General features: G+C 66.4%; 25 protein-coding genes. 14 read left to right on the plus strand and 11 right to left on the minus strand.

All coding sequences use genetic code 11. The features are described 5' to 3' along the window. Positions 1-38 precede the first annotated feature (38 nt). The gene (locus tag ACXR2T_RS02095; RefSeq protein WP_458838288.1) at positions 39-1,397 is read right to left on the minus strand and encodes an MFS transporter; all 1,359 of its coding nucleotides are present in this window, start codon (positions 1,395-1,397) and stop codon (positions 39-41) included. 67 nt (positions 1,398-1,464) lie between these two features. Between ACXR2T_RS02095 and ACXR2T_RS02100 the strand changes: the two genes are divergently transcribed. The 5 genes from ACXR2T_RS02100 to ACXR2T_RS02120 all read left to right on the plus strand — a co-directional run bounded on the left by ACXR2T_RS02100 (position 1,465) and on the right by ACXR2T_RS02120 (position 5,406). Continuing rightward, positions 1,465-2,301: a DUF3097 family protein gene (locus ACXR2T_RS02100; protein WP_458838287.1), complete on the plus strand. Its 837-nt coding sequence runs from the start codon at positions 1,465-1,467 to the stop codon at positions 2,299-2,301. Between the two features lie 66 nt (positions 2,302-2,367). Beyond that, entirely contained in the window at positions 2,368-3,237 is an 870-nt protein-coding gene (locus ACXR2T_RS02105) for an arginase family protein (RefSeq protein ID WP_458838286.1), read from the plus strand. Next, on the plus strand, positions 3,234-3,590 hold the full coding sequence (locus ACXR2T_RS02110) for a Fe-S oxidoreductase (protein WP_458838285.1): 357 nt from the start codon (positions 3,234-3,236) through the stop codon (positions 3,588-3,590). The genes ACXR2T_RS02105 and ACXR2T_RS02110 overlap by 4 nt, the downstream gene beginning before the upstream one ends. A 31-nt stretch (positions 3,591-3,621) precedes the next feature. Then, the gene (locus ACXR2T_RS02115; protein ID WP_458838284.1) at positions 3,622-4,623 is read left to right on the plus strand and encodes an alpha/beta fold hydrolase; all 1,002 of its coding nucleotides are present in this window, start codon (positions 3,622-3,624) and stop codon (positions 4,621-4,623) included. Positions 4,624-4,689: 66 nt separating this feature from the next. Then, positions 4,690-5,406: a tyrosine-protein phosphatase gene (locus ACXR2T_RS02120; RefSeq protein WP_458815234.1), complete on the plus strand. Its 717-nt coding sequence runs from the start codon at positions 4,690-4,692 to the stop codon at positions 5,404-5,406. Here the strand turns inward: ACXR2T_RS02120 and ACXR2T_RS02125 are convergent. Together ACXR2T_RS02125 and ACXR2T_RS02130 are read right to left on the minus strand one after the other, a co-directional pair. After that, the gene (locus ACXR2T_RS02125) at positions 5,396-5,644 is read right to left on the minus strand and encodes an anti-sigma factor family protein (RefSeq protein WP_458815236.1); all 249 of its coding nucleotides are present in this window, start codon (positions 5,642-5,644) and stop codon (positions 5,396-5,398) included. The genes ACXR2T_RS02120 and ACXR2T_RS02125 overlap by 11 nt on opposite strands. Continuing rightward, positions 5,641-6,246, minus strand: a complete 606-nt coding sequence (locus ACXR2T_RS02130) for a sigma-70 family RNA polymerase sigma factor (RefSeq protein WP_458815238.1) — start codon at positions 6,244-6,246, stop codon at positions 5,641-5,643. The genes ACXR2T_RS02125 and ACXR2T_RS02130 overlap by 4 nt, the downstream gene beginning before the upstream one ends. Before the next feature lie 63 nt (positions 6,247-6,309). On the opposite strand from ACXR2T_RS02130, the gene aroA reads away from it, so the two are divergent. From aroA to bcp, 3 genes are read left to right on the plus strand one after another with little or no spacing between them, the layout of a single operon-like run. Then, positions 6,310-7,722: a 3-phosphoshikimate 1-carboxyvinyltransferase gene (aroA, locus tag ACXR2T_RS02135; RefSeq protein ID WP_458838283.1), complete on the plus strand. Its 1,413-nt coding sequence runs from the start codon at positions 6,310-6,312 to the stop codon at positions 7,720-7,722. Next, on the plus strand, positions 7,719-8,768 hold the full coding sequence (rsgA, locus tag ACXR2T_RS02140) for a ribosome small subunit-dependent GTPase A (RefSeq protein WP_458815242.1): 1,050 nt from the start codon (positions 7,719-7,721) through the stop codon (positions 8,766-8,768). The genes aroA and rsgA overlap by 4 nt, the downstream gene beginning before the upstream one ends. An 18-nt stretch (positions 8,769-8,786) precedes the next feature. Then, positions 8,787-9,266 carry a thioredoxin-dependent thiol peroxidase gene (gene bcp, locus ACXR2T_RS02145; protein ID WP_458838282.1) on the plus strand — a complete coding sequence of 160 codons (480 nt, stop codon included), beginning with the start codon at positions 8,787-8,789 and terminating at the stop codon, positions 9,264-9,266. Between the two features lie 70 nt (positions 9,267-9,336). On the opposite strand, the gene ACXR2T_RS02150 is transcribed toward bcp, so the two are convergent. Further along, positions 9,337-9,741: a hypothetical protein gene (locus ACXR2T_RS02150; protein ID WP_458838281.1), complete on the minus strand. Its 405-nt coding sequence runs from the start codon at positions 9,739-9,741 to the stop codon at positions 9,337-9,339. A gap of 192 nt (positions 9,742-9,933) precedes the next feature. Here ACXR2T_RS02150 and ACXR2T_RS02155 point away from each other — a divergent pair, with 192 nt between their 5' ends. Continuing rightward, positions 9,934-10,182, plus strand: coding sequence for a WhiB family transcriptional regulator (locus ACXR2T_RS02155; protein WP_026139613.1), 249 nt, complete (start codon positions 9,934-9,936; stop codon positions 10,180-10,182). Between the two features lie 76 nt (positions 10,183-10,258). Here ACXR2T_RS02155 and argG read toward each other — a convergent pair whose 3' ends face one another. Then, positions 10,259-11,680, minus strand: coding sequence for an argininosuccinate synthase (gene argG, locus ACXR2T_RS02160; protein WP_458815249.1), 1,422 nt, complete (start codon positions 11,678-11,680; stop codon positions 10,259-10,261). A gap of 93 nt (positions 11,681-11,773) precedes the next feature. Beyond that, on the minus strand, positions 11,774-12,610 hold the full coding sequence (locus ACXR2T_RS02165; RefSeq protein ID WP_458838280.1) for an aldo/keto reductase: 837 nt from the start codon (positions 12,608-12,610) through the stop codon (positions 11,774-11,776). Between the two features lie 78 nt (positions 12,611-12,688). Between ACXR2T_RS02165 and hrpA the strand changes: the two genes are divergently transcribed. Beyond that, entirely contained in the window at positions 12,689-16,660 is a 3,972-nt protein-coding gene (hrpA, locus tag ACXR2T_RS02170) for an ATP-dependent RNA helicase HrpA (RefSeq protein WP_458838279.1), read from the plus strand. A gap of 120 nt (positions 16,661-16,780) precedes the next feature. On the opposite strand, the gene ACXR2T_RS02175 is transcribed toward hrpA, so the two are convergent. Then, on the minus strand, positions 16,781-17,296 hold the full coding sequence (locus ACXR2T_RS02175; protein ID WP_458838278.1) for a YflT domain-containing protein: 516 nt from the start codon (positions 17,294-17,296) through the stop codon (positions 16,781-16,783). A gap of 51 nt (positions 17,297-17,347) precedes the next feature. Next, positions 17,348-18,499 (minus strand): YncE family protein, encoded by a 1,152-nt coding sequence (locus ACXR2T_RS02180; protein WP_458838277.1) that lies wholly within the window; start codon positions 18,497-18,499, stop codon positions 17,348-17,350. 109 nt (positions 18,500-18,608) lie between these two features. Here ACXR2T_RS02180 and ACXR2T_RS02185 point away from each other — a divergent pair, with 109 nt between their 5' ends. From ACXR2T_RS02185 to ACXR2T_RS02195, 3 genes are read left to right on the plus strand one after another with little or no spacing between them, the layout of a single operon-like run. After that, positions 18,609-19,877, plus strand: coding sequence for a magnesium transporter MgtE N-terminal domain-containing protein (locus ACXR2T_RS02185; RefSeq protein ID WP_458814881.1), 1,269 nt, complete (start codon positions 18,609-18,611; stop codon positions 19,875-19,877). Next, the gene (locus ACXR2T_RS02190; RefSeq protein WP_458838276.1) at positions 19,874-20,416 is read left to right on the plus strand and encodes a DUF1003 domain-containing protein; all 543 of its coding nucleotides are present in this window, start codon (positions 19,874-19,876) and stop codon (positions 20,414-20,416) included. Before ACXR2T_RS02185 ends, ACXR2T_RS02190 begins: the two co-directional genes overlap by 4 nt. Beyond that, entirely contained in the window at positions 20,400-21,551 is a 1,152-nt protein-coding gene (locus ACXR2T_RS02195) for an Mrp/NBP35 family ATP-binding protein (protein WP_458814885.1), read from the plus strand. The genes ACXR2T_RS02190 and ACXR2T_RS02195 overlap by 17 nt, the downstream gene beginning before the upstream one ends. A gap of 35 nt (positions 21,552-21,586) precedes the next feature. Here ACXR2T_RS02195 and ACXR2T_RS02200 read toward each other — a convergent pair whose 3' ends face one another. Continuing rightward, positions 21,587-21,952: a twin-arginine translocase TatA/TatE family subunit gene (locus tag ACXR2T_RS02200; RefSeq protein ID WP_458814952.1), complete on the minus strand. Its 366-nt coding sequence runs from the start codon at positions 21,950-21,952 to the stop codon at positions 21,587-21,589. A 123-nt stretch (positions 21,953-22,075) separates the two neighbouring features. Between ACXR2T_RS02200 and ACXR2T_RS02205 the strand changes: the two genes are divergently transcribed. Further along, the gene (locus ACXR2T_RS02205; protein ID WP_458838274.1) at positions 22,076-22,708 is read left to right on the plus strand and encodes an O-methyltransferase; all 633 of its coding nucleotides are present in this window, start codon (positions 22,076-22,078) and stop codon (positions 22,706-22,708) included. An 80-nt stretch (positions 22,709-22,788) separates the two neighbouring features. On the opposite strand, the gene ACXR2T_RS02210 is transcribed toward ACXR2T_RS02205, so the two are convergent. Together ACXR2T_RS02210 and ACXR2T_RS02215 are read right to left on the minus strand one after the other, a co-directional pair. Next, complete coding sequence (locus ACXR2T_RS02210; protein WP_083879225.1) at positions 22,789-22,959, minus strand: DUF3117 domain-containing protein; 171 nt, start codon at positions 22,957-22,959, stop codon at positions 22,789-22,791. Positions 22,960-23,098: 139 nt separating this feature from the next. Then, positions 23,099-24,397, minus strand: coding sequence for a citrate synthase (locus tag ACXR2T_RS02215; protein WP_458814889.1), 1,299 nt, complete (start codon positions 24,395-24,397; stop codon positions 23,099-23,101). Between the last annotated feature and the right edge of the window lie 90 nt (positions 24,398-24,487).

The raw sequence follows: 24,487 nt of genomic DNA on the forward strand, positions 1-24,487 counted from the left end.
GCCCCGGTTCACAGCGCCTCGAGTGACGAAGCCCGACGCTACGGCGTGGGCGCGTGCGCGTCGTAGTTCATGAAGCCGTGTGCGGTACGTGCGAGCACGAGCATCACCCCCAGCACGACCAGGCCGCCGAGCATCGCGGGCGCCCACAGTGCCACCGCGGTGGCCACCGTGCCAGCGAAGAGGTCGCCCACGCGTGGCCCGCCCGCAACAACGACGTAGTAGAGGCCCTGCATACGACCGCGCACTTCGTCAGGTACCGCGGTCTGCAAAATGGTGGAGCGAAACACCGAGCTGACGTTGTCGGCGGCTCCCGCGCCCGCGAGGGCAAGCGCGGCCAGCGCAATCGCGGGCAGCAGCGGGTCGGTGGCGCTGTGACCCGGCGAGACGCGCGAGGTGATCAGCAGCACGAGCCCAAACAGGGCGTTGCACACACCAAACACGGCGATCGCGTACGTGATGGCACGGCCCTGCCGGCGCACCCTGCCGAGCGGGCCAGAGAGCAGGCTGCTCGTGAGCGCGCCGACGGCAAAAGCCGCGGTGAGCGCGCCGACGGTGACCGCCCCGCCGCCGAGCACGAGCGCGCCCGCGGCGGGGAACACCACTTTCGGGTTGCCCAGGGTGGTGGCCACGAAATCCCACACGAACGTGGCCCGCACGTTGGGGGCGGTCTGCAAGAATTTGAGGCTCGCAAGCACCGATCCGGGGCCTGCCCTGTGACGCTTTTCTCCCGCGGCCAGCCCAGCCGGGCGCATGGGCGGCAAGCTCGCGATGCCCAGAAACGCGCCGGTGTAGAGCACCGCGTCGACGAGGTAGGTCCACGGGTATCCGAGCATCGCGACAAGCACGCCCGCGGCGGCGGGGCCGACGGTGACGGCGAGCCCCATCGAGATGCCGGTGAGCGCCGCGGCGGCGGGCAGCAGCTGCGTGGGCAGCAGCTGTGGCACGATCGCGCCGCGGGTGGCGCCCATAATCGTGGCAGAGGCCGCGTTGACGGCGGCGAGCGCGTAGTACGGCCAGGTGGCGGTGACGCCGGTAAACGCGATCGTGGTCATTGTCGCGATACTCAGCCAGGCCGTGCAGGCAGTGAAAAGCGCGACCCTGCGGCGGTCGAACGCGTCGGCCAGCGCCCCTCCAATAAAGCCTGCAAGAATCATGGGGCCAATCGCCCACAGGGCGACGAGTGAGACAGCGAGCGTTGACCCGGTGAGATGGTAGACGTGCAGCCCGACCGTCACGATCGTGAGCTGCGACCCGATCTGTGCGACCGAGGTGCCCGCCCACAACCGCGCAAACTCGGGGCTGCGCTTCAGCGGGGTGGTGTCGGCAAGCAGCCCTTTCAGGGCGCGCAGGCGGTGTGGTCGCGCGGGTGTTTCTTCGGGTGCTTCTTCATCTGTCACCACAGCACGTTATCGCAGGGCTCGGCCAGGTCGCCCGTCGCCTCGGCATGATCTAGGCTCTTTAAACGTGTTTGATGATCGCTACGCCCACGATCCCGTCGCCCGTATGCAGCCCCGCCGCGGGCCCGTGCAGCGGCGCAGTGTGACGCTCGCTCGCGGGCTCGTGGTGGAGCACACCGAGAGCGAGTGGTGCGGGGCCGTGACGGGCGTACGCGAGGGTCTCGTGCAGCTCGAGGATTACCGGGGCAAGGTGCGCGCGTTCGCTCTCACCGACGGGTTTTTGATCGACGGGGAGCCCGTCACCCTCGTGATGCCGAAGCGGGCGCCGCAGGGTCGCGCTCGCACGGCGTCTGGCTCGTTCGCGGTGAAGCAAGACCGCGCCCGTGTCGCGATGCCCAGCCGCATTTTCGTGGAGGGTAAACACGACGCCCAGCTTGTCGAGCAGGTGTGGGGCGCCGACCTGCGTGTCGAGGGCGTCGTCGTCGAGCTGTTGCAGGGCGCCGACAACCTCGAAGAGGTGCTCGCCGACTTTGGCCCGGGCCCGGGGCGCAAGGCCGGTGTGCTGCTTGACCACCTCGTGCGGGGCAGCAAAGAGACGCGCATCGCCGACGCGATCGCGCGCGGGCCGCACGGTGGCTTCGTGTCGATCGTGGGGCACCCCTACGTCGATATCTGGCAGGCGGTGAAGCCCGCGCGGGTGGGCCTCGAAGCGTGGCCCACGATTCCGCGCGAAGTCGAGTGGAAGACGGGCATCTGCCGGGCGCTCGGCTGGCCTGGAGAGGAGCCGGCCGACATCGCCGAGGCGTGGGCGCGCATTCGCGGCCGCGTACGCAACTTTCGTGACCTCGAGCCGGTGCTCGTGGGCCGTGTCGAGCAGCTCATCGATTTCGTGACCGCACCCTGAGACGCGCGATTCAGGCGTAGCATGAAAGGTATCGGCTTCAAGCAAACGAACGTAGCGAGGTAGCTCATGTCAAGGCCCGTCTTTTTCGTGATGCCAGAGTGGCAAGGGTCGGCCTCATCGCGTGCGATGCGGCTGGCCGAGGGCGCGCAGCTGCTGCGCGAAGACCTACCCAGTAAGTCGCGCGTTGATGTGCCGGTGCCGCTCGAGGCTGGCGACGCCCTCGGAACGCCCGTAGCCAGGCTGTCGAGCCTCATGCACGCCCGCGATGCGGCGCGTGAGCTGCTCGCCCAGGCCACCGGCACCCCCATTATTTTGGGCGGTGACTGCGCGACCTCACTACCAGGGCTCGAAGCTGCTGTGAGGCGGCACGGCAGCGAGAACCTTGCCGTGCTGTGGTTTGACGCGCACCCAGATCTGCAGCATCCGAGCACCTCGCCGTCGGGCGCAGCGTCGGGCATGACGCTGCGGCACGCACTCGGTGACGGCGCCGAAGATCTGCGCTCAAGTCACCCGATCAGCACCGATCGACTCGTGCTGCTGGGCACCCGCGACCACGACCCCGAAGAGGCCGACGAGCTCGCCCGGTTGGGCATCTCGCCCGTGGGCGTGCAGGCGCTCGAAGCGCTGCGCGAGGGTGCGCGCGCCGAGGCGCTCGCGGCGGCACTCTCTGATGCTCTCACCGGCGCGAGCCACGTGTACGTGCACATTGACCTCGACGTGCTCGACCCGTCTGAGTTTGGGTCGGTGCACGCGCCCGTACCGTTTGGGTTGCGGGTCACCGCTCTCACGAGCGTGCTACGCGACGTGCTCGGCACGCTGCCCCTCGCGGGCGCCTCGATCTGCGAGTTCGCCCCCACGAACGCCGAGACCGCGGGCGACGACCTGCCCACTGTGCTGCGCATTCTCGCGGCCCTCACCTCGGGTCACATACTGTGAACGCGCGCCCGCTGCCGCTTGCCCGACTCGGCTTCGCCTACGCCACCTGCGTCGGGTTTGTGTGGGGCGCGCTGCTCAGCACCGGCAAGATCGAGCGCATCGACGGACTGTGGGTGTTTCGCGGTATGCCCAAGTGGGCGTTTCGCCGCGGCGGCACGTGCGTGGGCGCCTGCTATCTCACGCGTCACAACGTGTCTGCGGCGGTGCTGCGGCACGAGCGCGTGCATGTTGCTCAGTGGCGCCACTACGGCCTCGCGCTCCCCCTGCTCTACGCGCTCGCGGGCCGCAACCCGCTGCGCAACCGCTTCGAGATCGAAGCGGGCCTCGAAGACGGCGGCTACGTGCGCCGCTAAACGGCCACTAAACTGCCACTAAGCTGCCACAATGGCTACCAGCGACACCCCCGACGCGGCTCACGACCCGGCTCACGGCCCGACTCACGACCCGGCGCTCGATCTGACTCACGACCCAGCGCTCGAAGATGAGTTTCGGTTTCTCGCGGCCGACGCGGCGCGCGTCGCCCAGCTTGGCGGTGATCTCAGCGGTTCGGCGCCCCGGGCGCTGCGCGTCTGTGCGCCATCGCTCGACGGCCGCAGCATCGCGGCGATCAAGTTCACACCAAACCTCGCGCCGGATCGCGCGCCTCGCCTCGTCGCACTGCACGGCGCGGGGCTGAACGCGCACAGCTTCGACCCCATGCTCATCGCGCTCGGCGAGCCCGCCCTCGCGGTCGACCTGCCCGGCCACGGTCGCAGCTCGTGGCGCGAAGACGCCGACTACGGCCCGGCGACGCTCGCGACCGACCTTGCCCCGGCGCTCACCCAGCTCGCACCGGGGCCCCACGTGCTTCTCGGGCACTCGCTCGGCGCGCTTGCGGCCGTGATGCTCGCCGCGGCAGCTCCGGATCGCGTCACCCAGCTGATCCTGGTCGACATGACGCCCGGAGTGCGCCCGGGCCGCGATGCGGGCAGTGTCACCGAGTTCATTCAGGGGCAGCGGTCGTTTGCGAGCGTGGATGAGATGGTAGAGCGCGCAATCGCGTTTGGTATCGGGTCGGACCGTGCCGCCCTCACCCGCGGAGTATCGCTGAATACGCGCCACAGGCCCGACGGCAGGCTCGAGTGGACGCACCACTTTGCGCACCTCACGGGTCTCACGAAGTCGCCCGATGATGACGCGTTCGCGCCCCTGTGGGACGTGCTCAAGGAGCTGCCTGTGCCCGTGTCGCTCGTGCGGGCCGACTCTGGGCTCGTCACCGGCGAACTCGAATCCGAGTGGCGCACACGCCTACCCGACAGCCGCGTCGTGAGCCTTGCCGGCCCGCACAACCTGCACGAGGCATGCCCCGTCGAACTCGCCCTGGCCGTGCGCGAGCTGCTCGCGTAGTCGCGCGGCCGCCGCCGGCCGCCAGCCTCCCACACCGAGACACATCTGTCTGCCAGAATGGGAGCTATGCACAGCGACGTTCTTACAATCGAGGGCACCTACAACTTTCGTGATCTGGGCGGGTTACGAGCGGGTGACAAGCACACCGATGTGGGGTTGCTCTTTCGTTCGGACTCGCTCACTCGCCTCACCGACACAGGTAGGGCGCAACTCACCGAACTGGGCGTGACGCGCGTCATCGACCTGCGTGACGATCTTGAACGACAGTCGCAGCCCGACGCGCTGCCCCAGGGTGTCGAGTTTGTTGCGCATCCGATTTTTCCGAGCGCGGCAGCGCATGTGACGCGCAAGCTCGACATCTACTCGCTCACCGAGCTGATCTACGAGGAGCACGCCGACACGCTCGCGTCGGGCATCACGATGCTCACCGAGGGCGGCCCCACGGTGTTTCACTGCACCGCGGGCAAAGACCGCACCGGCGCGATCGCAGCCCTCACTCTGCTCGCGCTCGGTGTTGACCGCGACGACGTGCTCACGAACTATGAGGAGTCACAGGCGCGCTTGAGCGGCGAGTGGCTCGATAGCCACCTCGAGGCGCTGCGCGGCTACGGAGTTGACGTGACGCCCACGATCGCGGGGCTCGTGGGCGCTTCGCCCGCCGCCGCCCTTGACCGCGCCCTCACACAGGTGGTCGAGGCACGGGGAGGCGTGCTCGATTACTTGCGCACGGCCGGTGTGACCGATCGCACCCTGGCAGCACTCGAGCAGCGCTTTACGAAGTAGCGAGGCCCTTCAGATTCGCGAGAATCGCGTCGCGTAGTTCACTCGGCGGGCAGTTGCTGTCGCGTTCTTCGATGCAGGCGCGCTTCACAACGTCAGTCAGTTGGCGACACACGTGCTCCTCGCCCCGGCAGTCATCGCAGCCCGCGAGGTGCTCGCGAATCGGCGCTGACTCTTCAGCGCACAGCTCACCGCGCAGCAGCTCATAGAGCTTTCCCTGGGCGCCGTCGCAGTCACTCATCGCGTATTTCCTTTCTTCGCGTCTCTATCAATACCAACGCCCTGTTCTGCAGCGTATTCCCCCAGCGCTTTGCGCAGCCGCGCGCGGCCCCGGTGTAGGCGGCTCATCACCGTACCGATGGGCACCCCTGCAATGTCGGCGATCTCTTGGTAGCTAAAACCCTCAACGTCTGCAAGATAGACGGCAATGCGAAAGTCTTCGGGCAGCGCGTTGAGCGCCGTCGTGACAACCGAGTCGGGGGCCCGATCGATCGCCTCAGCTTCGGCCGAACGAGCTGACATAGCCGTCGTTGATTCGGCCCCGCCAAGCTGCCAGTCCTCGAGTTCTTCGACCACCCCAAGGTACGGTTCGCGCTGCTTCTTACGGTACGTGTTGATGTAGCTGTTCGTGAGAATTCGGTACAGCCACGCTTTCAGGTTCGTTCCTTCAGTGAACGATTCGAACGCCGCAAACGCTTTCAGGTAGGTCTCTTGCACCAGGTCTTGCGCGTCTTGCGGGTTTCGCGTCATCTTCATCGCGGCACCGTACAGCTGATCGAGCAGGGGCAATGCCTCTTGCGTGAAGCGACGCTCCAGCTCGTTGGGCGTGGTCGATTGGGTCACACGGCGATCCTATCCCGAGCGCCGCCGGGCATGCTCAGCCCGGCCGGGCTAGACTGGGGCGTGATGTTGATCGCAAAGATGAATCAGGGTAAAGACGGCGACGAGGTCGGGTCAGGTGAGAGCCTTGCGGGCGAAGTAGCCCACTGGGTCGCGCCGCGCGCGAGCGCGCCCATTTCGGGCAGGCTGCAGTTGCCAGCATCAAAGTCCCTCACCGGCCGCGAACTTATTCTCTCGGCGCTCGCTGACGCACCCGGCACACTTCACGCACCGCTGCACTCACGCGACACCGATCTCATGGTCGAAGCGATGCGCGCGCTGGGCGCACGCATCGATGAGGTGCCGGGCACAGGCGCTTTCGGCGCTGACCTGCGCATCACACCGGCGACCGAGCTCACCGGCTCCACCACGATCGAGTGTGGGCTTGCCGGCACCGTTATGCGGTTTGTGCCCCCTGTGGCAGCCCTCGCGCTCGGGCCCGTCGCGTTCGACGGCGACCCTTACGCACGCAAACGGCCCATGCGGCCCCTGCTCGACGCGCTGCGCGCGCTCGGCACAGATATTTCCGACGAGGGCCGCGGCGCACTCCCCTTTACCGTGCACGGTGCGGGCGGGCTTGAGGGTGGCCGCGTCGAGGTCGACGCTTCGCTCTCGAGCCAGTTCGTCTCAGCGCTGCTGCTCGTGGCCCCCCGGTTCACCAATGGCGTGCACGTGGTGCACACGGGCGAGCGCCTGCCGAGCGTGCCGCACATCGAGATGACGCTCGAGGCGCTGCGCGCCCGCGGCGTGCAGGCTTCTTCTCCGGCCACCGGCGAGTGGCGTGTGGAGCCCGGCCCAATCTCGGCGCGTGACCTGCGTCTCGAGCCAGACCTGTCGAACGCGGCCCCGTTTCTGTCTGCGGCAGTGGCGGCAGGCGGCAGCGTCACGATCACCGACTGGCCAGCCGCAACTACTCAGGTGGGCGACCAGCTGCGCACGCTCCTCACGTCGTTTGGGGCGACCGTCGAGCTTTCAGCAGACGGCGCCCTCACCGTGAGTCGCACGGGCGAGCTCACCGGCGCGACCCTACACATCCCTGAAGCCGGCGAACTCTCACCCACATTCGTGGGCCTCGCCGCGCTCGCGGCGCAGCACGGCCACACCAGCCGCATCACCGGTATTGGCCACACGCGCCACCACGAGACCAACCGACTCGAAGCGCTCGTGAAAGAGATTCGCGCGCTCGGCGGTGACGCCGAAGAACTCGAGGACGGCATTGAGGTGCGCCCCGCGACCCTGCACGGTGGGGTCTGGCACAGCTACGCCGATCACCGCATTGCCACCACCGGCGCCCTTATCGGTCTCGTCGTAGACGGCATTGAGGTCGAAGATATTGCGTGCACCTCGAAAACGCTGCCCCAGTTCCCTGAGCTATGGCACGCCATGCTCGGCCTCAACACCGGCAACCCGCACCCGTTTCTGCAGGGCTTCACCGCATGAGCTGGTTGCCCGAGGACGGCGTAGACCCCTACGAGGACTATGCCGACCGGGTGCGTGTACGCCCCAACCCGAAGGCCAACAAGCCGCGCACTAAGCGCCGCCCCGAGCACGCCGAGTCGGTCACCGCAATGGTGACCGGCGTCGATCGCGGGCGTTACGCGGTGCTCGTGCGTGCGGGCAGCGACCAGGCAAACCCCAGCGAACGCGAGGTGACGGCGGCACGCGCTCGCGAGCTGCACCGCACCCCCATCGTGATCGGTGACCGCGTTCAGATCGTGGGTGACACGTCGGGCGCCGAGGGATCCCTCGCACGCATCGTGCGCGTCGACGAGCGTGCGACGCTGTTGCGCCGCAGCGCCGACGACTCCGACCGCGTCGAGCGCGTCATGGTCGCAAACGCCGACCAGATGCTCATTGTCGTCGCAGCGGCGAACCCCGAACCCCGCGTGCGCCTCGTCGATCGGTATCTCGTGGCCGCGTATGACGCCGGAATCCAGCCGCTCATCTGCATCACGAAAACCGATCTGGCTGATCCGGATCCCTTTCTTGCTCACTTCGCGGCCCTCGAAGTGCCGGTGTTTCGTTCGGCCCTCGATGAGTGGCCACTCGACGAGATTCGCGAGGTGCTCGCGGGCAAGACGACCGTGTTCGTGGGGCACTCGGGCGTCGGCAAATCGACCCTGATCAACGCGCTCGTGCCCGAGGCCGAACGCGCGATCGGCCACGTCAACGTGGTCACCGGGCGCGGCCGCCACACGTCATCGTCGTCGGTGGCGCTCCGGGCAGGCACCCCCGGTGCTGCGGCGGGCGAACACGGCTGGGTGATCGACACCCCGGGCGTGCGCTCGTTTGGCCTCGGCCATGTCACAGGCGACGCGATCTTGCGCGGCTTCACCGACCTCTCAGAGCTTATCGACGCGTGCCCGCGCGGTTGCAGTCACCAGGAGGACGCCCCCGACTGCGAACTCAACATCGCCATTGCAGGTGGTGACCTCGACGCGACGGGGGCCGCACGAGTGGAGTCGCTGCGCCGGCTGCTCAAGTAACGCCGATAGGCTGGCCGCATGAGTGAACGTGTGATTCTCGAAGCCGGTCAGCCCGCCCCGGAGTTTGCGCTCCCCGACCAAGACGGCGTGACGCGCAGCCTGTCAGACTACCTCGGCGAGACCGTGGTGCTGTTCTTTTACCCGGCCGCCATGACGCCCGGCTGCACGAAAGAGGCGTGCGATTTTCGTGACGCTGAAGCCGCTCTGCAGGCCGCCGGCGTGCGCGTGCTCGGCATCTCGCGAGACAAGATCGAGAAGCAGCGCAAGTTTGCCGACCGCGATGAGCTCGGTTACCCGCTGCTGAGCGACGTCGAGCTCGACGTGCACCGTGCCTACGGCGCGTTCGGAACGAAGAACAGCTACGGCCGCATCATCGAGGGCGTGATCCGCTCGACGTTCGTCATCGACGCCGACGGCAACGTGGCGCACGCCCTCTACAACGTGAAGGCGACAGGCCACGTGGCGCGCGTGCGCAAGCTACTTGGGCTCGACGCCTAACCTGACCATACTTGTCTCTACGTGGTGCCAGGCGAGTAACCCGGGCACCACGTAGGCGGACCGCCAGCCGCTACTCTTCGAAGTGCACGACCGCCGGCCGTGCGATTACCGCCGCGGCAAACCCGACCAGCGCGATCGCCACGATGCCCAGGCCCAGCCACCACGGCCCGATGCCGAGCTGCAGGCACCCCGTGCCGCCCGCAAAGGTGAGCACGTGAATCGCCACCGCGCTGCTGCGTACCCAGCTCGCGCGGCCCCGCACCGCTCCCACCAAGGTCAGTGCAACCCAGGCAAGCGATACGGCGCTCATGAGCACCAGGCTCACTTTCTGCGCGGTGTCGCCAGCGTCGGTGATCGAATGCACGATCGTGAAGCCCACGACGGCCACGAGCCCCAGGGTTTCGATCGCGAGCAGCGTTTTCAGCACCATCCACGCCAGGATCGAACGCGGGTGTCCATCGGGTGACGAAACCATTTCGGCTCTCTTTCTCATGAATTACAAGTTACCTATTGATTTGCGCGTGGTTCCGTGAAACTATATATTTCGTCGAGTTTCGCGCACACCGACGTGAGCATTCTCAGCCACGTATCAGGTAATTACGGCGCGAGTACTAGGCTACCTAGCCTAACTCTCTCGTGCGCGTGCATAAAAGAGGAGATCATCAAGATGGATTGGCGCGAAGAGGCTGCGTGTCTCACGGTAGACCCCGAGCTGTTTTTCCCCGTGGGAAACACCGGCCCGGCGGTTGAGCAGATCGAGCGAGCAAAGTCGGTCTGTGCACGCTGCACCGTCACCGAGATGTGCCTGCAGTACGCGATGGACACCGGGCAGGACTCGGGCGTCTGGGGCGGCCTCAGCGAAGATGAGCGTCGTGCGCTGAAGCGTCGCGCCGCGCGCGCACGCCGCGCCTCCTAAGCGCACGCTGCACACGCACCAGCTGCGTATAACAAGAGCCCCGGATCATTGATCCGGGGCTCTTGTTGTGTTCTCGCTAGTCAGTGCCTGCGTCGAACGCGGCCGCAAGGCCGAGCTCATCGCCATCAGCGCTGATGCCCGAGACCGCGTCTGCAATCTCGGCCGCGCCGCCCGCTTCGAGCTTGCCGACGAGCTCGGCAACCGGGCCGCCCACGAGACCGATCGAAGCGTACTGCTCGAGACGAGCACGCGAATCGGCGATGTCGAGGTTGCGCATGGTCAGCTGACCGATGCGATCCTCGGGACCAAACGCCGCCCCCACGGTGCGCTCCATCGAGAGCTTCTCGGGGTGGTAGCTCAAGTTGGGGCCCTCGGTGTTGAGGATCGTGTAGTCGTCGCCGCGGCGCAGGCGCAGGGTGACCTCGCCCGTCACAGCCGAGCCGACCCAGCGCTGCAGCGCCTCACGCATCATCAGCGACTCGGGGTCGAGCCAGCGGCCCTCGTACATCAGGCGACCGAGCTTGCGGCCGTCGTTGTGGTACGAAGCCAGCGTGTTCTCGTTGTGAATCGCGTTGACGAGGCGCTCATACGTGATGTGCAGCAGTGCCATGCCGGGCGCCTCGTAGATGCCGCGCGACTTCGCCTCGATGATGCGGTTCTCGATCTGGTCAGAGATGCCCAGGCCGTGGCGGCCACCGATCTCGTTGGCCTTGTAGACGAGCGCTACCGGGTCGTCAAACACCTCACCGTTGATGGCGACGGGGCGGCCCGCCTCGAAGCGCACCGACACCTCTTCGGTGAGCACCTCAACGTCTTCGCGCCACGCGGCAACACCCATGATCGGTTCGACGATATCGAGACCGGCATTCAAGAACTCCAGGTCCTTGGCCTCGTGGCTCGCACCCCAGATGTTGGCGTCGGTCGAGTACGCCTTCTCGGTTGAGTCGCGGTAGGGGTAGCCGTGTGCGACGAGCCACTCGCTCATCTCGTGGCGGCCGCCGAGCTCTTCAACGAACTGGCTGTCGAGCCACGGCTTGTAGATGCGCAGGCTCGGGTTAGCGAGCAGACCGTACCGGTAGAACCGCTCGATGTCGTTGCCCTTGTAGGTGGAACCGTCGCCCCAAATGTCGACGCCGTCTTCCTTCATCGCGCGCACGAGCAGCGTGCCCGTGACCGCGCGACCGATGGGGGTCGTGTTGAAGTACGTCTTGCCGCCCGAGCGCACGTTGAACGCACCGGTCTGCAGGGCGACGAAGCCCTCCTCGACCAGCGCGCGCTTGGCGTCGATGTGGCGAGCAAGCTCGGCGCCATACTCTTTGGCGCGGTCTGCAACGCCATCGAGGTCGGGCTCGTCGTACTGGCCGAGATCGGCCGTGTAGGTGCAGGGGATGGCGCCGTTTTCGCGCATCCAGGCCACCGCACACGAGGTGTCGAGACCACCAGAGAAGGCGATGCCGACGCGCTCGCCCACGGGAAGAGAAGAAAGAACCTTGGACATGCTTCCTATCCTAGGGCGCGATCAGCTTCGCGCCGAACGCGGCCCGGTCACAATCCAAACTCCAGTTTCGCGTTTGGGCATGCTGGCCAGACATCATCGTTTATCAAAGGTGCGCGGGTCAGATCCCGTATTCCTGCCAGCTTCTAGCGCGTCAATGGCCTTCATCTGCGTTTCAGACAGCTCGAAGTCGAACAGGCTGGCATTCTCTGCGAGCCGCTCACGACGCGTGGTCTTGGGAAAAATAATGTTTCTGTGCTGCAGGTGCCAGCGCAAGATCACCTGCGCGGGTGTGCGCTGAAGCGCCTCGGCCGCTCCTTGAATCACCGGGTGGGCAAACAATTCTTCGAGGCCGCGCGCCAGCGGGCTCCAGGCTTCAATGGCGATGTCATAGCGGGCGCAAAACTCGCGCAGTTCGTGTCGCTGGTGCATGGGATGCAATTCGATCTGATTCACCGCTGGCACGACCCCTGTTTCATTCAGCAGCTCTTGCAGGTCTGACACCTCGAAGTTGGACACACCGATCGCGGTGGCGCGACCGGAGCCGGCGATCTTGATCAGGTCTTTCCACGCGCCCAGCGCCTCACCGTACATGGGCTGCGGCCAGTGTATGAGGTACAGGTCAACCCGATCGAGCCCGAGTCGTTCAAGACTTTCTTCGAACGCCGCTCTTGCTCTGGTCTGGTCACTGTTCCACAGTTTGGTGGTGACAAACAGCTCTTCACGCGGCACACCGCTGGCGGCAATCGCAGCACCCACCCCTGCCTCATTGTGATACAGCATCGCGGTGTCGATGTGCCGGTACCCGAGCTCGAGCGCGTCTTCCACCAGCTCTTGCGTTTGGGCGGGATCAAGCTTGTACGTGCCCACCCCCAGCTGCGGAATCTTGCTTCCATTCAAGAGTGTGATGTTGGGAATCTGTAGCTTGGCCACCCGGTCTCCTTTGAATTCGGTACGGCTTTTAGTCTACGTCGCGTGTGAGCGCGCAATCGCTGGGATACTAGAGACGACATGTCACTGCATCTGCCCCACATCTCGTTCCCCGAAGAGCTTCCCGTTTCGCAAATGCGCGACGAGATTCGCGACGCCATCAAGCATCACCAGGTCGTTATTGTGGCCGGTGAGACCGGCTCGGGCAAGACGACCCAGCTGCCCAAGATCGCACTCGAGCTCGGCCGCGAACGCATCGCGCACACCCAGCCCCGGCGCATCGCGGCGCGCACGATCGCCGAGCGCATCGCCGAAGAGCTCGGCAGCGAGCTCGGCGGGCTCGTCGGCTACCAGGTGCGGTTTACCGACAAGGTGTCGGCCGACACCCGCGTGCGGCTCATGACCGACGGCATCCTCTTGAATGCGATCCACCGCGACCGCGACCTCACAGGCTACGATACGATCATCATCGATGAGGCGCACGAGCGCTCGCTCAACATCGACTTTCTGCTCGGCTACCTGAAGACGCTGCTGCCCCGGCGCCCCGATCTCAAGGTGATCATCACCTCGGCAACGATCGACCCCGAGTCGTTTGCGCAGCATTTTGCCGACGTCAAAACGGGCGAGCCCGCGCCCATCATCGAGGTTTCGGGGCGCACCTTTCCGGTCGAGGTGCGCTATCGGCCGCTGATCGAACAGATCGAGGTGCCGGATCCGCGCGGTGGGGCCCCTAAGACGCGCGCTGAAGAGCGGGACCTTTTCGACGCGATCTGTCAGGGCGTCGATGAGCTTGGCCGCGAGGCTCCCGGCGATGTGCTCGTGTTCCTCTCGGGCGAGGCCGAGATTCGCGACGCCGCCGATGCTCTCTCGGGCCACCTGCGTCGCACCGCGCGCGGCGCGCGCACCGAAGTACTGCCGCTGTATGGCCGGCTGAGCGCGGCTGAGCAGCACCGCGTCTTCGAGCGCGGCACACAGGGCGTGCGCCGGATCGTGCTCGCCACGAACGTGGCCGAGACGTCACTCACCGTGCCCGGTATTCGCTACGTGATCGATGCTGGCACGGCCCGCATCTCGCGCTATAGCGCGAAGAGCAAGGTGCAGCGGCTGCCCATCGAGGCGGTCTCGCAGGCGAGCGCCAACCAGCGCTCGGGCCGCTCGGGGCGCACGAGCCCCGGTATCGCTCTGCGTCTGTACAGCGAAGAAGACTATCTCTCGCGCCCCGAGTTCACCGAGCCGGAGGTGCGTCGCACCGGGCTCGCGTCGGTGATCTTGCAGATGCTGTCGCTCGGGCTCGGCGACGTCGCAGCGTTTCCGTTTCTCACCCCTCCTGACCAGCGCGGCATCGCCGACGGGCTGGGGCTGCTCGCAGAGCTCGGGGCGGTAGAGGCGGCTCGCGGTAAGCGCCCGGCATCGGGAGCCACCCACCGCATCACGAAAATCGGCCGCGAACTGTCGCGGCTACCCATCGAGCCGCGGTTTGCGCGCATGGTGGTTGAGGCGCGCAAGCAGGGAGTCGTGCCCCAGGTGCTCGCCATCGTGGCGGGCCTCACCATTCAAGATGTGCGCGAGCGGCCGCAGGCCGAGCGCGGCCGAGCTGACGAGATGCATGCCCGGTTTAGCGACCCGCACGGCGACCTATCGTCGCTGCTCAACCTCTGGAACTACCTGCAAGAGCAGCAGCGGGAGCGGTCGTCGAGCGCGTTTCGGCGCATGTGCAAGGCCGAGTACTTAAACTTCTTGCGTGTGCGTGAGTGGATGGACCTCTACCGTCAGATCTCGCGCATCGCGGGCGTGGGGCGCGATGCTGACCGCCCTGCCGTAAATTCCCCCGATGTGAGCGCTAGCGCTGCGGCCGACGCCCAGTCGGGCGGTGCAAGCGACGCGATCCACCGTTCCATTCTCGCGGGCCTGCTGTCGCAGCTGGGCGTGCGCGACGACAAGCAAGATCGCAGGCAGCCGGCGGGCCGCAGCGCGGTCGGTGGTGCCACCAAACGTAAGCCCGCGCAGGAGTTCGTGGGCTCGCGCGGCACACGGTTTGTGCTCTACCCCGGCTCGGTGCTCGCAAAGAAACCACCAGAGGTAGTGATGAGCGTCGAGCTCGTCGAGACGTCCAGGCTGTTCGCCCGCGGTAACGCCGTCGTCGACCCGGCCTGGGCCGAGGAGCTCGCGGGCCCGCTCGCGAAACGGCAGTACTCTGAGCCGCACTGGGAAAAGACCCAGGGCGCCGCGGTCGCGTACGAACGCGTCACGCTCTACGGCGTCGCGATAGTCGAGCGTCGCCGCGTGCAACTCGCCCGCTTCGATCAGCCGCACGCGCGCGAACTGTTCATTCGTCACGCGCTCGTTGACGGCGACTGGGATTCTCCGCAGGCCTTCGATCGCGCAAACAGGCAGCTGCGCCGCGAACTCGAGCAGCTCGAGGAGCGCACCCGCCGCCGCGACATTGTGAGCGACGACGAATCGATCTTCGAGTTCTACGATCAGCGCATCCCCCAAGACATCGTTTCGACCCGCAGCTTCGAAGGCTGGTGGAAGAAGAAACGGCTCACCGACCCGCAGTTCTTACACTTGAAGCGCGAGGACCTCCTCGAAGACGAGGCCGAGGCGGTCGACGAGCAGGAGTTTCCACGCGAGTGGCAGCACGGCGACCAGCGACTTCGCCTCAAGTATCGGTTTGACCCCACCGCGGAAGACGACGGGGTCACCGTCAACGTGCCGCTGCCGCTCTTGCCCCGCCTCGACGAGGCCGACTTCGAGAAGCTTGTCCCTGGCCTTCGCCAAGACCTCGTCACGGCGCTCATCAAGACGCTGCCCAAGCAGATTCGCAAGCACGTCGTGCCCGCGGCCGACTGGGCGCGCACGCTGCTCGCCGCGATCGAGCCCCAGCTTGAAGGCGGCGCGCAGGCCGCACAGGGCACTGACACGCCCGCGCTCACTGCGCTCCTCGCGACAGAGATCCGGCGCCGCACGAGCGTGCCGGTGAGCGCAGATGATTTTGATCCGGATCGGTTGCCTGCGCACCTCACCCCCACCTTCAGGGTCGTGGACGGCCGCGGCAAGACGATCGGCACCGGCAAGAACCTGGGCGACCTGAAGGCTGCGCACAAGCAGCAGGCGACGCAGGGCGTCGCCAAGGTGGCGGCTGCAGCGCTGCCCAAGAGCGAGCTTGAACGCAAGAACGTCACGACTTGGACGTTCGGCACGCTGCCCAAGCACGTCGACACGGCGTACGCAAAGGGCCGGGGGCCGGGGGCGGGCGTCGTGCGCGCGTACCCGGCGATCGTGGACCGGCGCACGAGCGTCGATCTGGTGCTCGTTGCCGACCAGGCAGAGCAGGAGCGTGTGTCGCGGCGAGGCATACGCCGGCTGCTCGTGCTCAGCTCGCCCTCGCCCGCGAGCTACATTCGTGAACACCTTTCAAACCAAGAGAAGCTGCTGCTCGGGGCGGGCCCGTACCGCAGCCTCGACGCCGCGATTGCCGACGTTTCGCTCGCGGTCGCAGACGCCGCGATTCGTAAACACGCACCCGACGGGCTCATCTGGTCAGAAGAAGAGTTTGAGCGCATCGCGAACGAGTATGCGCGGTCGCTCATCGACGCGGTGTACGGGGCGATCGCGCTGACCGCGAAGACGCTCGACGGGGTGCGTCTCGCCCGCAAAGCCATTGATCAGGCGAAGTCGATTCAGGTGCTTGGCCAGGTCGCCGACGCGGCAAAACAGGTCGAGGGGCTTGTGTACGACGGCTTCGTGTCGCACACGGGGCTTGCGCAGCTCACGCGTCTGCCCGTCTACCTCGAGGCGCTGTGTCTACGCATGCGCGGCCTCACCGAGAACCCGGGCCGCGACCGCGCCTGGCAAAACGAGGTCGACCGTATGCTGGTCCTGTTCTCTGATGCGGGCGGCAAGATCCCCTTGCCTAGCGGCACCCCCGCGAAGCTGGTGCACGCGCGCTGGCTCATCGAAGAACTGCGCGTGAGCCTCTTCGCGCAACAACTGCGCACCGCCGAGCCGGTCTCAGCACAGCGTATTCAGAAGCTGCTGCGCGAGGGATAGCGGTGGGGTGAGGGACTGGGGCCGCCGATTGGTTGGGCCTGGCAGAAGCGGCGGCTGCGCCTGCGCGACCGGAGAGCGGCGGCCCCAGCCCCCTCGCCCCACCGCCGCTGTTCGAGTAACCTACTCGGTGTCTGCTTCGTCAGCACCGCCCGAGAGAATGCGCCGCGCGTCGTGCAGCAGCTCAGGCTCGGTCAAGAGGTCGTAGCGAGTCGCCACCATCTGCATCACCGACGAGAAGTCGCGGCGGTTACGGTTCATCGCGTACGACAGCACCCCAAACAGCATGCCAAAGCCTGCACCAATCACGACGGCCGCGAGAAACACGCCCACAATCGCGGTGTTGTCGGGCTGAAAGATGAACAGCAGCAACCCGAGAAAGAGGCCCAGGTAGGCACCCGAGAGCGCCCCCATCAGGGCGACACGGCCGTAGGTGAGGCGGCCGGTGACACGCTCAACGCTGCGCAGGTCGTTACCCAGAATGCTCACCTGCTGCACCGGAAACCCCGAGCGCGCAAGCACGTCGACCGCGTGCTTCGCGTCTTCGTAGCGGTCGTAGGTTGAGACGACCTCACCCGTCGGCAGCTCGGGCATCATCATCTGCTGGCGACGGGAAGAAGGTGTCACTGGGTTACTCATGTTTTGATTCTTCCACAGCGGTTACGAAATTGGTCTGTGACACCGCATGTCTCAAGCTTGAGGTGTGTAACCGGCCACCGCCTGCGGGTACCCCGGCAGCGGGATCTCGCGCACGCTCAGATCGTCAAGCGCCACGAGCGTCACTCCGTCCCACCCCGCATCACGGGTGTTACCGCCCGCGACGGCAGCAAATTCGCGGCCGCTGGTGTCTTTCCACACCGCTACGGTCTCGTGCGGCACGTCGAGCGTCACGAGCTGCTCGTCGCCGGTGTCAAGGTCGAGAATCGACAGGTTCGACTGCCCCGTCGCACTACCAAATGATCCGGTGCCGACGGTGAGCAGGCGGCGGCCCGCGAGCGCGGTGCCGTGAGCGTGCGAGTTTGCGGCGCTCGCCTGCTCAGTCATCTTGCCCGTCGCGGGGTCGAGCGTCACGACCACCTCGCCCTGGTACGGCAACAGGATCTGGCCTGCAGCGTCAACCGCCCCGTAGTGTGGTTTCTCCCACGAGGCCAAGCCGCCCTCGGTGCCAAACGGTGCTACCTCGTACGCTCTCGTTGTGAGAGTCTGGGCGTTGACAACATTCACCGTGAAGCCGTCGTGGTCGACCGTCGCCGCCCACGAGTTGTCGGGAGCGACGAGCACGTCGAAGGGGCGCAGCCCCACCGGCACCGACCCCACAAACTGCCCCGTGCCCGTGTCATACGCCTCGAGATAGAACGCACCGTCGCCGGCGGTCACGGCCGCGTAGACCCGCTTGCCATCGGGGGCGGCCGCGACCCCCAGCCCGCCCGGCCGGTACTCCCCCGTCGACCGCTCGGCCGTCGGGTGCAGGTACGGCACAAGCGCTACGCGCTCGCGTCGTTCAAGGTCGACCACGGCGAGCCCCTCGGCCGTGGTGACGTACGCGGTGTCACCGTGCACGCTCACGCCCCACGGCGCGGCCCCCACGGTGACCGTCTCCACGGCCCCTTCACGTGCCGGATCAACGAGTGCGATCTCGTCGCCGCGCGCGAGGGTGACGGCGAGCAGCTCTTCGGATGCTTCAGCGTCGGCGTGAGCGTTAGGCGTCGGGTCGGCCTGGGGTTTCGCCACCGGCGCTGACGGCGAGGTGGGGGTCGGCTCGGCCGCGCAGCCTGCGAGCGCGAGACCCGCGAGAAGCGGTAATGCGAGCAAGCTACGGCGCATAAACCTAAGAGTTGGCATGCCGTCATTCTGACGCGCACGCCTGCGCGACCGCTGTTGATTCGAAAACATCTGCAGCCGTACTATCGCTGGGGGCGCTAACGCACGCGCGGCGCGGTAACTTAGAGGGGTGACTACTTCGAGGGTGTTTGTCGGGCGTCTCGCAGGCCGGGGCGTCTTTGATCCGGCGGGTGACCGGATCGGCAAGGTGAGAGACGTGCTGGTGGTGTTTCGCGCCGCTGGCGCGCCCCGCGTCGTCGGTCTCATCGTCGAGATTCCCGGTAAACGCAGGGTGTTCGTGCCCATTAGCCGCGTCACTTCAATCGGCTCAGGCCAGGTGATCGCGACCGGTCTCATTAACGTGCGCAGGTTCGAACAGCGCGGCGGAGAAACCCGCATGATCGCCGAGCTCATCGGGCGCGAGGTGCATCTGGGCCCGGCGCACGCGGGGGGACCTACCCAGCGGGCGCGCATCGAAGACGCCGCGATCGAGCGTGGGCGCACCGGCGAGTGGCTCGTCACCGAGCTGTTTGTGAAGCTGCACCGATCTACCGCCCCGTTCGCACGCGCCGAGTCGCGCATCGTGAAGTGGAGTGAGGCGCGCTTGCCGAGCGCAACGCCCGGTACCCGTTCGGCCGAGCTGCTCATTCAAACCCTGGTTGATCTAAAACCCGTCGACCTTGCCGAGGCGTTGCTCGAGCTACAGCAGCCTCGCATGGTCGAGGTGATCGGCGAACTCGCCGACGACCGCGTCGCCGACGCGCTCGAAGAAATGGGCGAACAAGACCAGCTCGCCCTGCTCGCGCTGCTGCCACAAGACCGCACCGCCGACATTCTCGACCACATGGAGCCCGACGACGCCGCCGACCTGATTGCGGCGCTGCCCGCCGCCAAGGGCGAGGAGCTGCTCGACCTGATGGAGCCAGAGGAGGCCGAAGATGTACGGCGCCTGCTCGAGTACGACGCCGACACCGCGGGCGGCCTGATGAGCCCGTCACCTATCGTGCTGTCGGGGGAATCTAGCGTCGCCGAGGGGCTCGCCATGATTCGCCGCGCAGAGATCGCCCCCGCCATGGCCTCGGCGGTGTATGTGACGCACCCGCCCTACGAAACCCCCACGGGTGAATACCTCGGCATGGCGCATTTTCAGCGCATGCTGCGATTTCCACCCCACGAACGTCTCGCTTCACTCATCGACACCGAGATCGAGGCGGTCTCGGTGCACGCGAGCGCCGCCGAGGTGTCGCGCAGGCTCGCGAGCTATGACCTCGTCGCGATGCCCGTCATCGACGACCAGGGCCGTCTCGTGGGCGTTGTGACCGTTGACGACGTGCTCGATCACCTGTTGCCTGACGACTGGCGGCACGCCGACGACGAACCGCAGGGGGTCACGCCATGAGGCTTTTCAAACGCAGCGGCCCGCTCGACTCGCCGCTCACGTCGCGCGGCCGCAGCACGCGCTCCACGGGCGGCACGGGTCACGGCAATAACGAGCGCTTCGGCCGCTGGACCGAGGGAATCGCACGTGGCATGGGCACGCCCTGGTTCTTGCTCGTGCTCACGCTCGTGTGCGTGGCCTGGCTCACCTGGAACACGGTCGGCCCCGAAGAGTTTCGCTTTGACTCCGCCGCGCTCGGGTTCACGGCCCTCACCCTGATCCTCTCGCTGCAGGCTTCGTACGCGGCCCCCATGATCCTGCTCGCACAAAACCGGCAAGATGACCGCGAGCGCGTGCAGATCGAGCAGGATCGGCAGCGCGCCGAACGCAACCTCGCCGACACCGAATTTCTCGCGCGCGAGGTCGTCGCGCTGCGTCTCGCGCTGAAAGACCTGCCGGATCGAGAGTTTGTGCGCGCCGAGCTGCGGGCGCTGCTCGCCGAGCTCGCCGATGAACCAACCACGACCCCCGAAAAAGGAACCGATGTCACACCCCACTAAGGCCGATATTCTCGCGTCGCTCGCGCGCGTGCAGGATCCCGAGATTCTGCGCCCGATCACTGAGCTCGGCATGGTCGGTGAGATCACGGTCGATGACGACGGTCGCGCCCGCGTCGCGATAAGCCTGACCATTGCGGGCTGCCCCGCCGCCCGCCGCATCGAAGACGACGTCACCGCCGCGGTCACGGGCACCCCCGGAGTGACGGCGGCCACCATCGACGTGGGGGTGATGACCCCCGCAGAGCGACGCGCCTTCGTCGAGCTGGTGCGCGGTGACCGGGCCACGCGGCCCCAGCAGTTTGGCCCCGACTCCCTCACCCGCGTGATCGCGGTCACGAGCGGCAAGGGCGGGGTGGGTAAGTCCTCGCTCACCGCGGGACTCGCGGTCGCGCTCGCGGCCCAGGGGCTGCGCGTCGGGCTCGTCGACGCCGACGTGTTTGGGTTCTCGATCCCGGGCATTATGGGGCTCAGCCGCGACGGGCAGGTCGCGCAGCCGAGCCGGGTCGACGACATGATCGTGCCGCCCGTGGCGCACGGCGTCAAAGTGATCTCGATCGGCATGTTCTTGGGGGACGCCGATCCCCGCACCACGGCGGTATCGTGGCGCGGCCCCATGTTGCACCGCACCATTGAGCAGTTCTTGCGCGATGTGTGGTTTGGTGACCTGGATCTTCTACTGCTCGATCTGCCCCCGGGAACGGGAGATATCGCAATCAGTGTGGGCCAGCTGCTGCCTCAGGCTGAGGTGCTCGTCATCACCACTCCGCAGGAGGCCGCGGCAGACGTCGCCGTGCGCAGCGCCCTCGTCGCCCGTCAGACGGGCCAAAAGGTCATCGGCGTGATCGAGAATATGGCGGGGCTGGTGCAGCCCGACGGCAGCGTCATTGACGTATTTGGATCGGGTGGCGGCAGGTTGGTCTGCTCACGACTGCGCGACGATGAACACCCCGAGGTGCCGCTCTTGGGTAGCGTGCCCCTCAGCCCCGCGTTTCGTGAGGCGGGCGATGCGGGCGATCCGGCGGTGCTCACGCTCGCACATGACCCCGCCGCGCAGGCTGTACGAGAGATCGCCGCGCAGCTCGCGGTGTCGGGGCGCGGCCTCGCCGGGCGCAAGCTCGGCCTCAGCGTGCGGTAGCGGCTGTGCGGTAGCGGAGACCAAGTCTGGTACGTCTAGGTAGCTTCGTCGTCAAAGCGCAGCGTGCCATCGCCCGCCCGCGCCTCGCGCTCGCGGCGGGCCTCAGCCACCCGCTCCTTGCGTGCCGCTGCCCGCGCCTCGCGTTCGTCCTCAACGAGCGCGTCGCGAATGATCCGGCGCGGATCGTACTGCCGCGGGTCGAGCTGACGCCAGTCGACCTCGTCGAACTCGGGGCCCATCTCGTCACGCAGCCGGTCTTTCGCGCCGTCCGCCATGCGCTTCAGCCCCCGCACCAGCTCGCCAAGCTTCTTGGCGTAGAGCGGAATGCGCTCGGGGCCCAGCACAAACGCGGCGATCACCAGAATGATCAATACCTTTTCGAACGAGAGCCCAAACACCATGCCATCGTAGCGCGCCGCGCCCGCGAGCGAGAATCCCACACGCACGCGCCCGTAAACCTCTACGCTAGAACCGAATGTATCGCGCGGCCCGGGTGGGCCGCGCGCAGCTGATCCGGAGGACCATTGAGCAAGATCGAGCGCAACTGGCAGTTTGCCGAGCAGTACCCGGCAGAGACCGAGGCCGTGATCGCCGCGCGCCGCATGTCGCTCGAGCTGGGCATCGAGCCTGTGAGCCGCTCGGTCGCAGCCCACCTGGCCGGCTACGCGACCGTGATGCGCGCGGCCGCGATTTGCGAGATCGGCACCGGCGTAGGTGTGAGCGGGCTATCGCTTCTGCGACACGCCCACCAGGCCACCCTCACCTCGATCGAGCTCGAGCCGGAACACCTGCGCGAGGCGCGTGCAAACTTTGCGAGCGCGGGAGTGGCGGCGTCGCGGCTGCGCCTCATTGAAGGCGATGCGCGTCACGTTATGCCGCGACTCAATCTCGCCTCCTACGACCTGGTGCTCATCGACGCGAACCCGACCCAGATGCTTGAGCACTTTGAATACGCCCTCGGGGTTGTGCGGCCCGGCGGTCTCATCGCGATCCCCAGCGCCTTCGCCCACGGTCGGGTACCGGATCCCGCCTCCCGTGACGCTGCCACGCAGGCCATGCGCGATCTGCTCGCGATCGTAGCCGACTCCCCCGCGATCGCGCCCGCGCTCTCGCCCGCCGGCGACGGGCTGCTCACCCTCGTGCGACTCGACGGCTAGCTGGCGCGCTCACCGCGCGGACCGCAAAGGGCCCGAAACTCACACGAGTTTCGGGCCCTTTGTTAGTGCTTCGAGCAGTGCTAGCCGTCAAGCACCGCCGCGAGTACGTCGCGTAGCTCGGCCGCTTCTTCGTTGTTGACCGAGACCACGAGGCGACCGCCGCCCTCGAGCGGTACACGCACGACAATCAGCCGGCTCTCACGCACCGCTTCCATGGGTCCGTCCCCGGTCCTCGGTTTCATTGCAGCCATGACGCCTCCTCGCATTGTTGGTGGTTCATTCACCAGTTTATCTGGCTAACAGCGCATCGACGAACTGGCGGCGCGTCTGTTTCGCTAAACTACGCCCGGCACCGCGGCCCGTCGCGTCGCGGACCGTCGCGTCTGGGCGCTAGCGGCCGAGGTGACGCTCGGGCGAGCCGATGTACAGCTGCTGCGGCCGCCCAATCTTGGTCTGCGGGTCGAGGCTCGCCTCGCGCCACTGCGCGATCCAGCCGGGCAGTCGACCGATCGCAAACAGCACGGTAAACATGCGCGTCGGAAAGCCCATAGCTTTGTAGATTACCCCCGTGTAGAAGTCGACGTTGGGGTAGAGCTTGCGCTCCTTGAAGTAGTCGTCTTCGAGTGCGATCTGCTCAAGTTCCTGCGCGAGCCCGAGCAGCGGGTCGCTGACACCGAGCTCTTCGAGGACCTTGCCTGCGCTCTCGCGCACAATGCGCGCACGGGGGTCATAGTTCTTATAGACGCGGTGCCCAAAGCCCATGAGCTTCACACCGTCCTCTTTGCGCTTCACCTTCTCGACGAACGTTTCAACGCTCTGGCCCGAGTCGCGAATCTGCGCGAGCATATCGAGCACGGCCTCGTTGGCACCGCCGTGCAGCGGACCCGAGAGCGCGTTAATGCCGGCAGAAATTGACGAGAACATGTTCGCCCCCGTGGAGCCCACGAGTCGCACTGTTGAGGTCGACGCGTTCTGCTCGTGGTCGGCGTGCAAAATGAGCAGCTTGTCGAGCGCGTCGACGAGCACCGGGTTCATCTCGTAGTCCTCGGCCATGTTGCCGAAGTTTAAGCGCAAGAAGTTCTCAACGAAGCTGAGGTTGTTGTCGGGGTACAGGAAGGCCTGACCGACCGACTTCTTGTGCGCGTACGCGGCCAGCACAGGCAGCTTCGCGAGCAGTCGAATGGTGTTCACCTCGACGAACTCGGGCACGTTCGTGTCGAGCGAGTCCTCGTAGTAGGTCGACATGGTCTGCAGGCCGCCCGAGAGCACCGCCATCGGGTGTGCCGTGTGGGGCACTGCCTCGAAGTAGTAGCGCATATCCTCGTGCAGCAGCGTGTGGCGACGAATCTCGGTGTTGAACGCCTCGAGCTCTGCCTCGCCCGGCAGCTCGCCGTAGATCAGCAGGTACGCCACCTCAAGAAACGTGGAGTGCCGCGCGAGCTCTTCGATCGGGTAGCCGCGGTAGCGCAGCACCCCCTGCTCACCATCAATGTAGGTGATCTTGGACTTGGTAGATGCGGTGTTCACAAACCCGTAGTCAAGGGCGGTGAGGCCGCTCTGTCTGGTGAGCGTCGAAACATCGATCGTCGATGGCCCGTCCACTGCTTGCACAATCGGCAGCTCGGCCGAGCCGCCAGGAAACGTCAGCTTCGCTGCAGCCGAGCCCTGGCCCTGAGTCGATTCAGTCACGTCGTCTCCTCGTGAGGTCTCATATTGGTCTACCGTCGGGTGTGACGGCGGCCTTGCTAACACACTATCGGCTCTCGGTGGAGCCCGTGG

This window comes from Leucobacter faecis (assembly GCF_054456635.2).

Excerpts from the sequence above, each read along its gene's own strand:
- ACXR2T_RS02105 (WP_458838286.1), top strand. The coding sequence starts at position 2,368 with ATGTCAAGGCCCGTCTTTTTCGTGATGCCAGAGTGGCAAGGGTCGGCC.
- ACXR2T_RS02115 (WP_458838284.1), top strand. The coding sequence starts at position 3,622 with ATGGCTACCAGCGACACCCCCGACGCGGCTCACGACCCGGCTCACGGC.
- ACXR2T_RS02120 (WP_458815234.1), top strand. The coding sequence starts at position 4,690 with ATGCACAGCGACGTTCTTACAATCGAGGGCACCTACAACTTTCGTGAT.
- ACXR2T_RS02125 (WP_458815236.1), bottom strand. The coding sequence starts at position 5,644 with ATGAGTGACTGCGACGGCGCCCAGGGAAAGCTCTATGAGCTGCTGCGC.
- aroA (WP_458838283.1), top strand. The coding sequence starts at position 6,310 with ATGTTGATCGCAAAGATGAATCAGGGTAAAGACGGCGACGAGGTCGGG.
- rsgA (WP_458815242.1), top strand. The coding sequence starts at position 7,719 with ATGAGCTGGTTGCCCGAGGACGGCGTAGACCCCTACGAGGACTATGCC.
- bcp (WP_458838282.1), top strand. The coding sequence starts at position 8,787 with ATGAGTGAACGTGTGATTCTCGAAGCCGGTCAGCCCGCCCCGGAGTTT.
- ACXR2T_RS02150 (WP_458838281.1), bottom strand. The coding sequence starts at position 9,741 with ATGGTTTCGTCACCCGATGGACACCCGCGTTCGATCCTGGCGTGGATG.
- ACXR2T_RS02155 (WP_026139613.1), top strand. The coding sequence starts at position 9,934 with ATGGATTGGCGCGAAGAGGCTGCGTGTCTCACGGTAGACCCCGAGCTG.
- argG (WP_458815249.1), bottom strand. The coding sequence starts at position 11,680 with ATGTCCAAGGTTCTTTCTTCTCTTCCCGTGGGCGAGCGCGTCGGCATC.
- hrpA (WP_458838279.1), top strand. The coding sequence starts at position 12,689 with ATGTCACTGCATCTGCCCCACATCTCGTTCCCCGAAGAGCTTCCCGTT.
- ACXR2T_RS02175 (WP_458838278.1), bottom strand. The coding sequence starts at position 17,296 with ATGAGTAACCCAGTGACACCTTCTTCCCGTCGCCAGCAGATGATGATG.
- ACXR2T_RS02180 (WP_458838277.1), bottom strand. The coding sequence starts at position 18,499 with ATGCCAACTCTTAGGTTTATGCGCCGTAGCTTGCTCGCATTACCGCTT.
- ACXR2T_RS02190 (WP_458838276.1), top strand. The coding sequence starts at position 19,874 with ATGAGGCTTTTCAAACGCAGCGGCCCGCTCGACTCGCCGCTCACGTCG.
- ACXR2T_RS02195 (WP_458814885.1), top strand. The coding sequence starts at position 20,400 with ATGTCACACCCCACTAAGGCCGATATTCTCGCGTCGCTCGCGCGCGTG.
- ACXR2T_RS02200 (WP_458814952.1), bottom strand. The coding sequence starts at position 21,952 with ATGGTGTTTGGGCTCTCGTTCGAAAAGGTATTGATCATTCTGGTGATC.
- ACXR2T_RS02210 (WP_083879225.1), bottom strand. The coding sequence starts at position 22,959 with ATGGCTGCAATGAAACCGAGGACCGGGGACGGACCCATGGAAGCGGTG.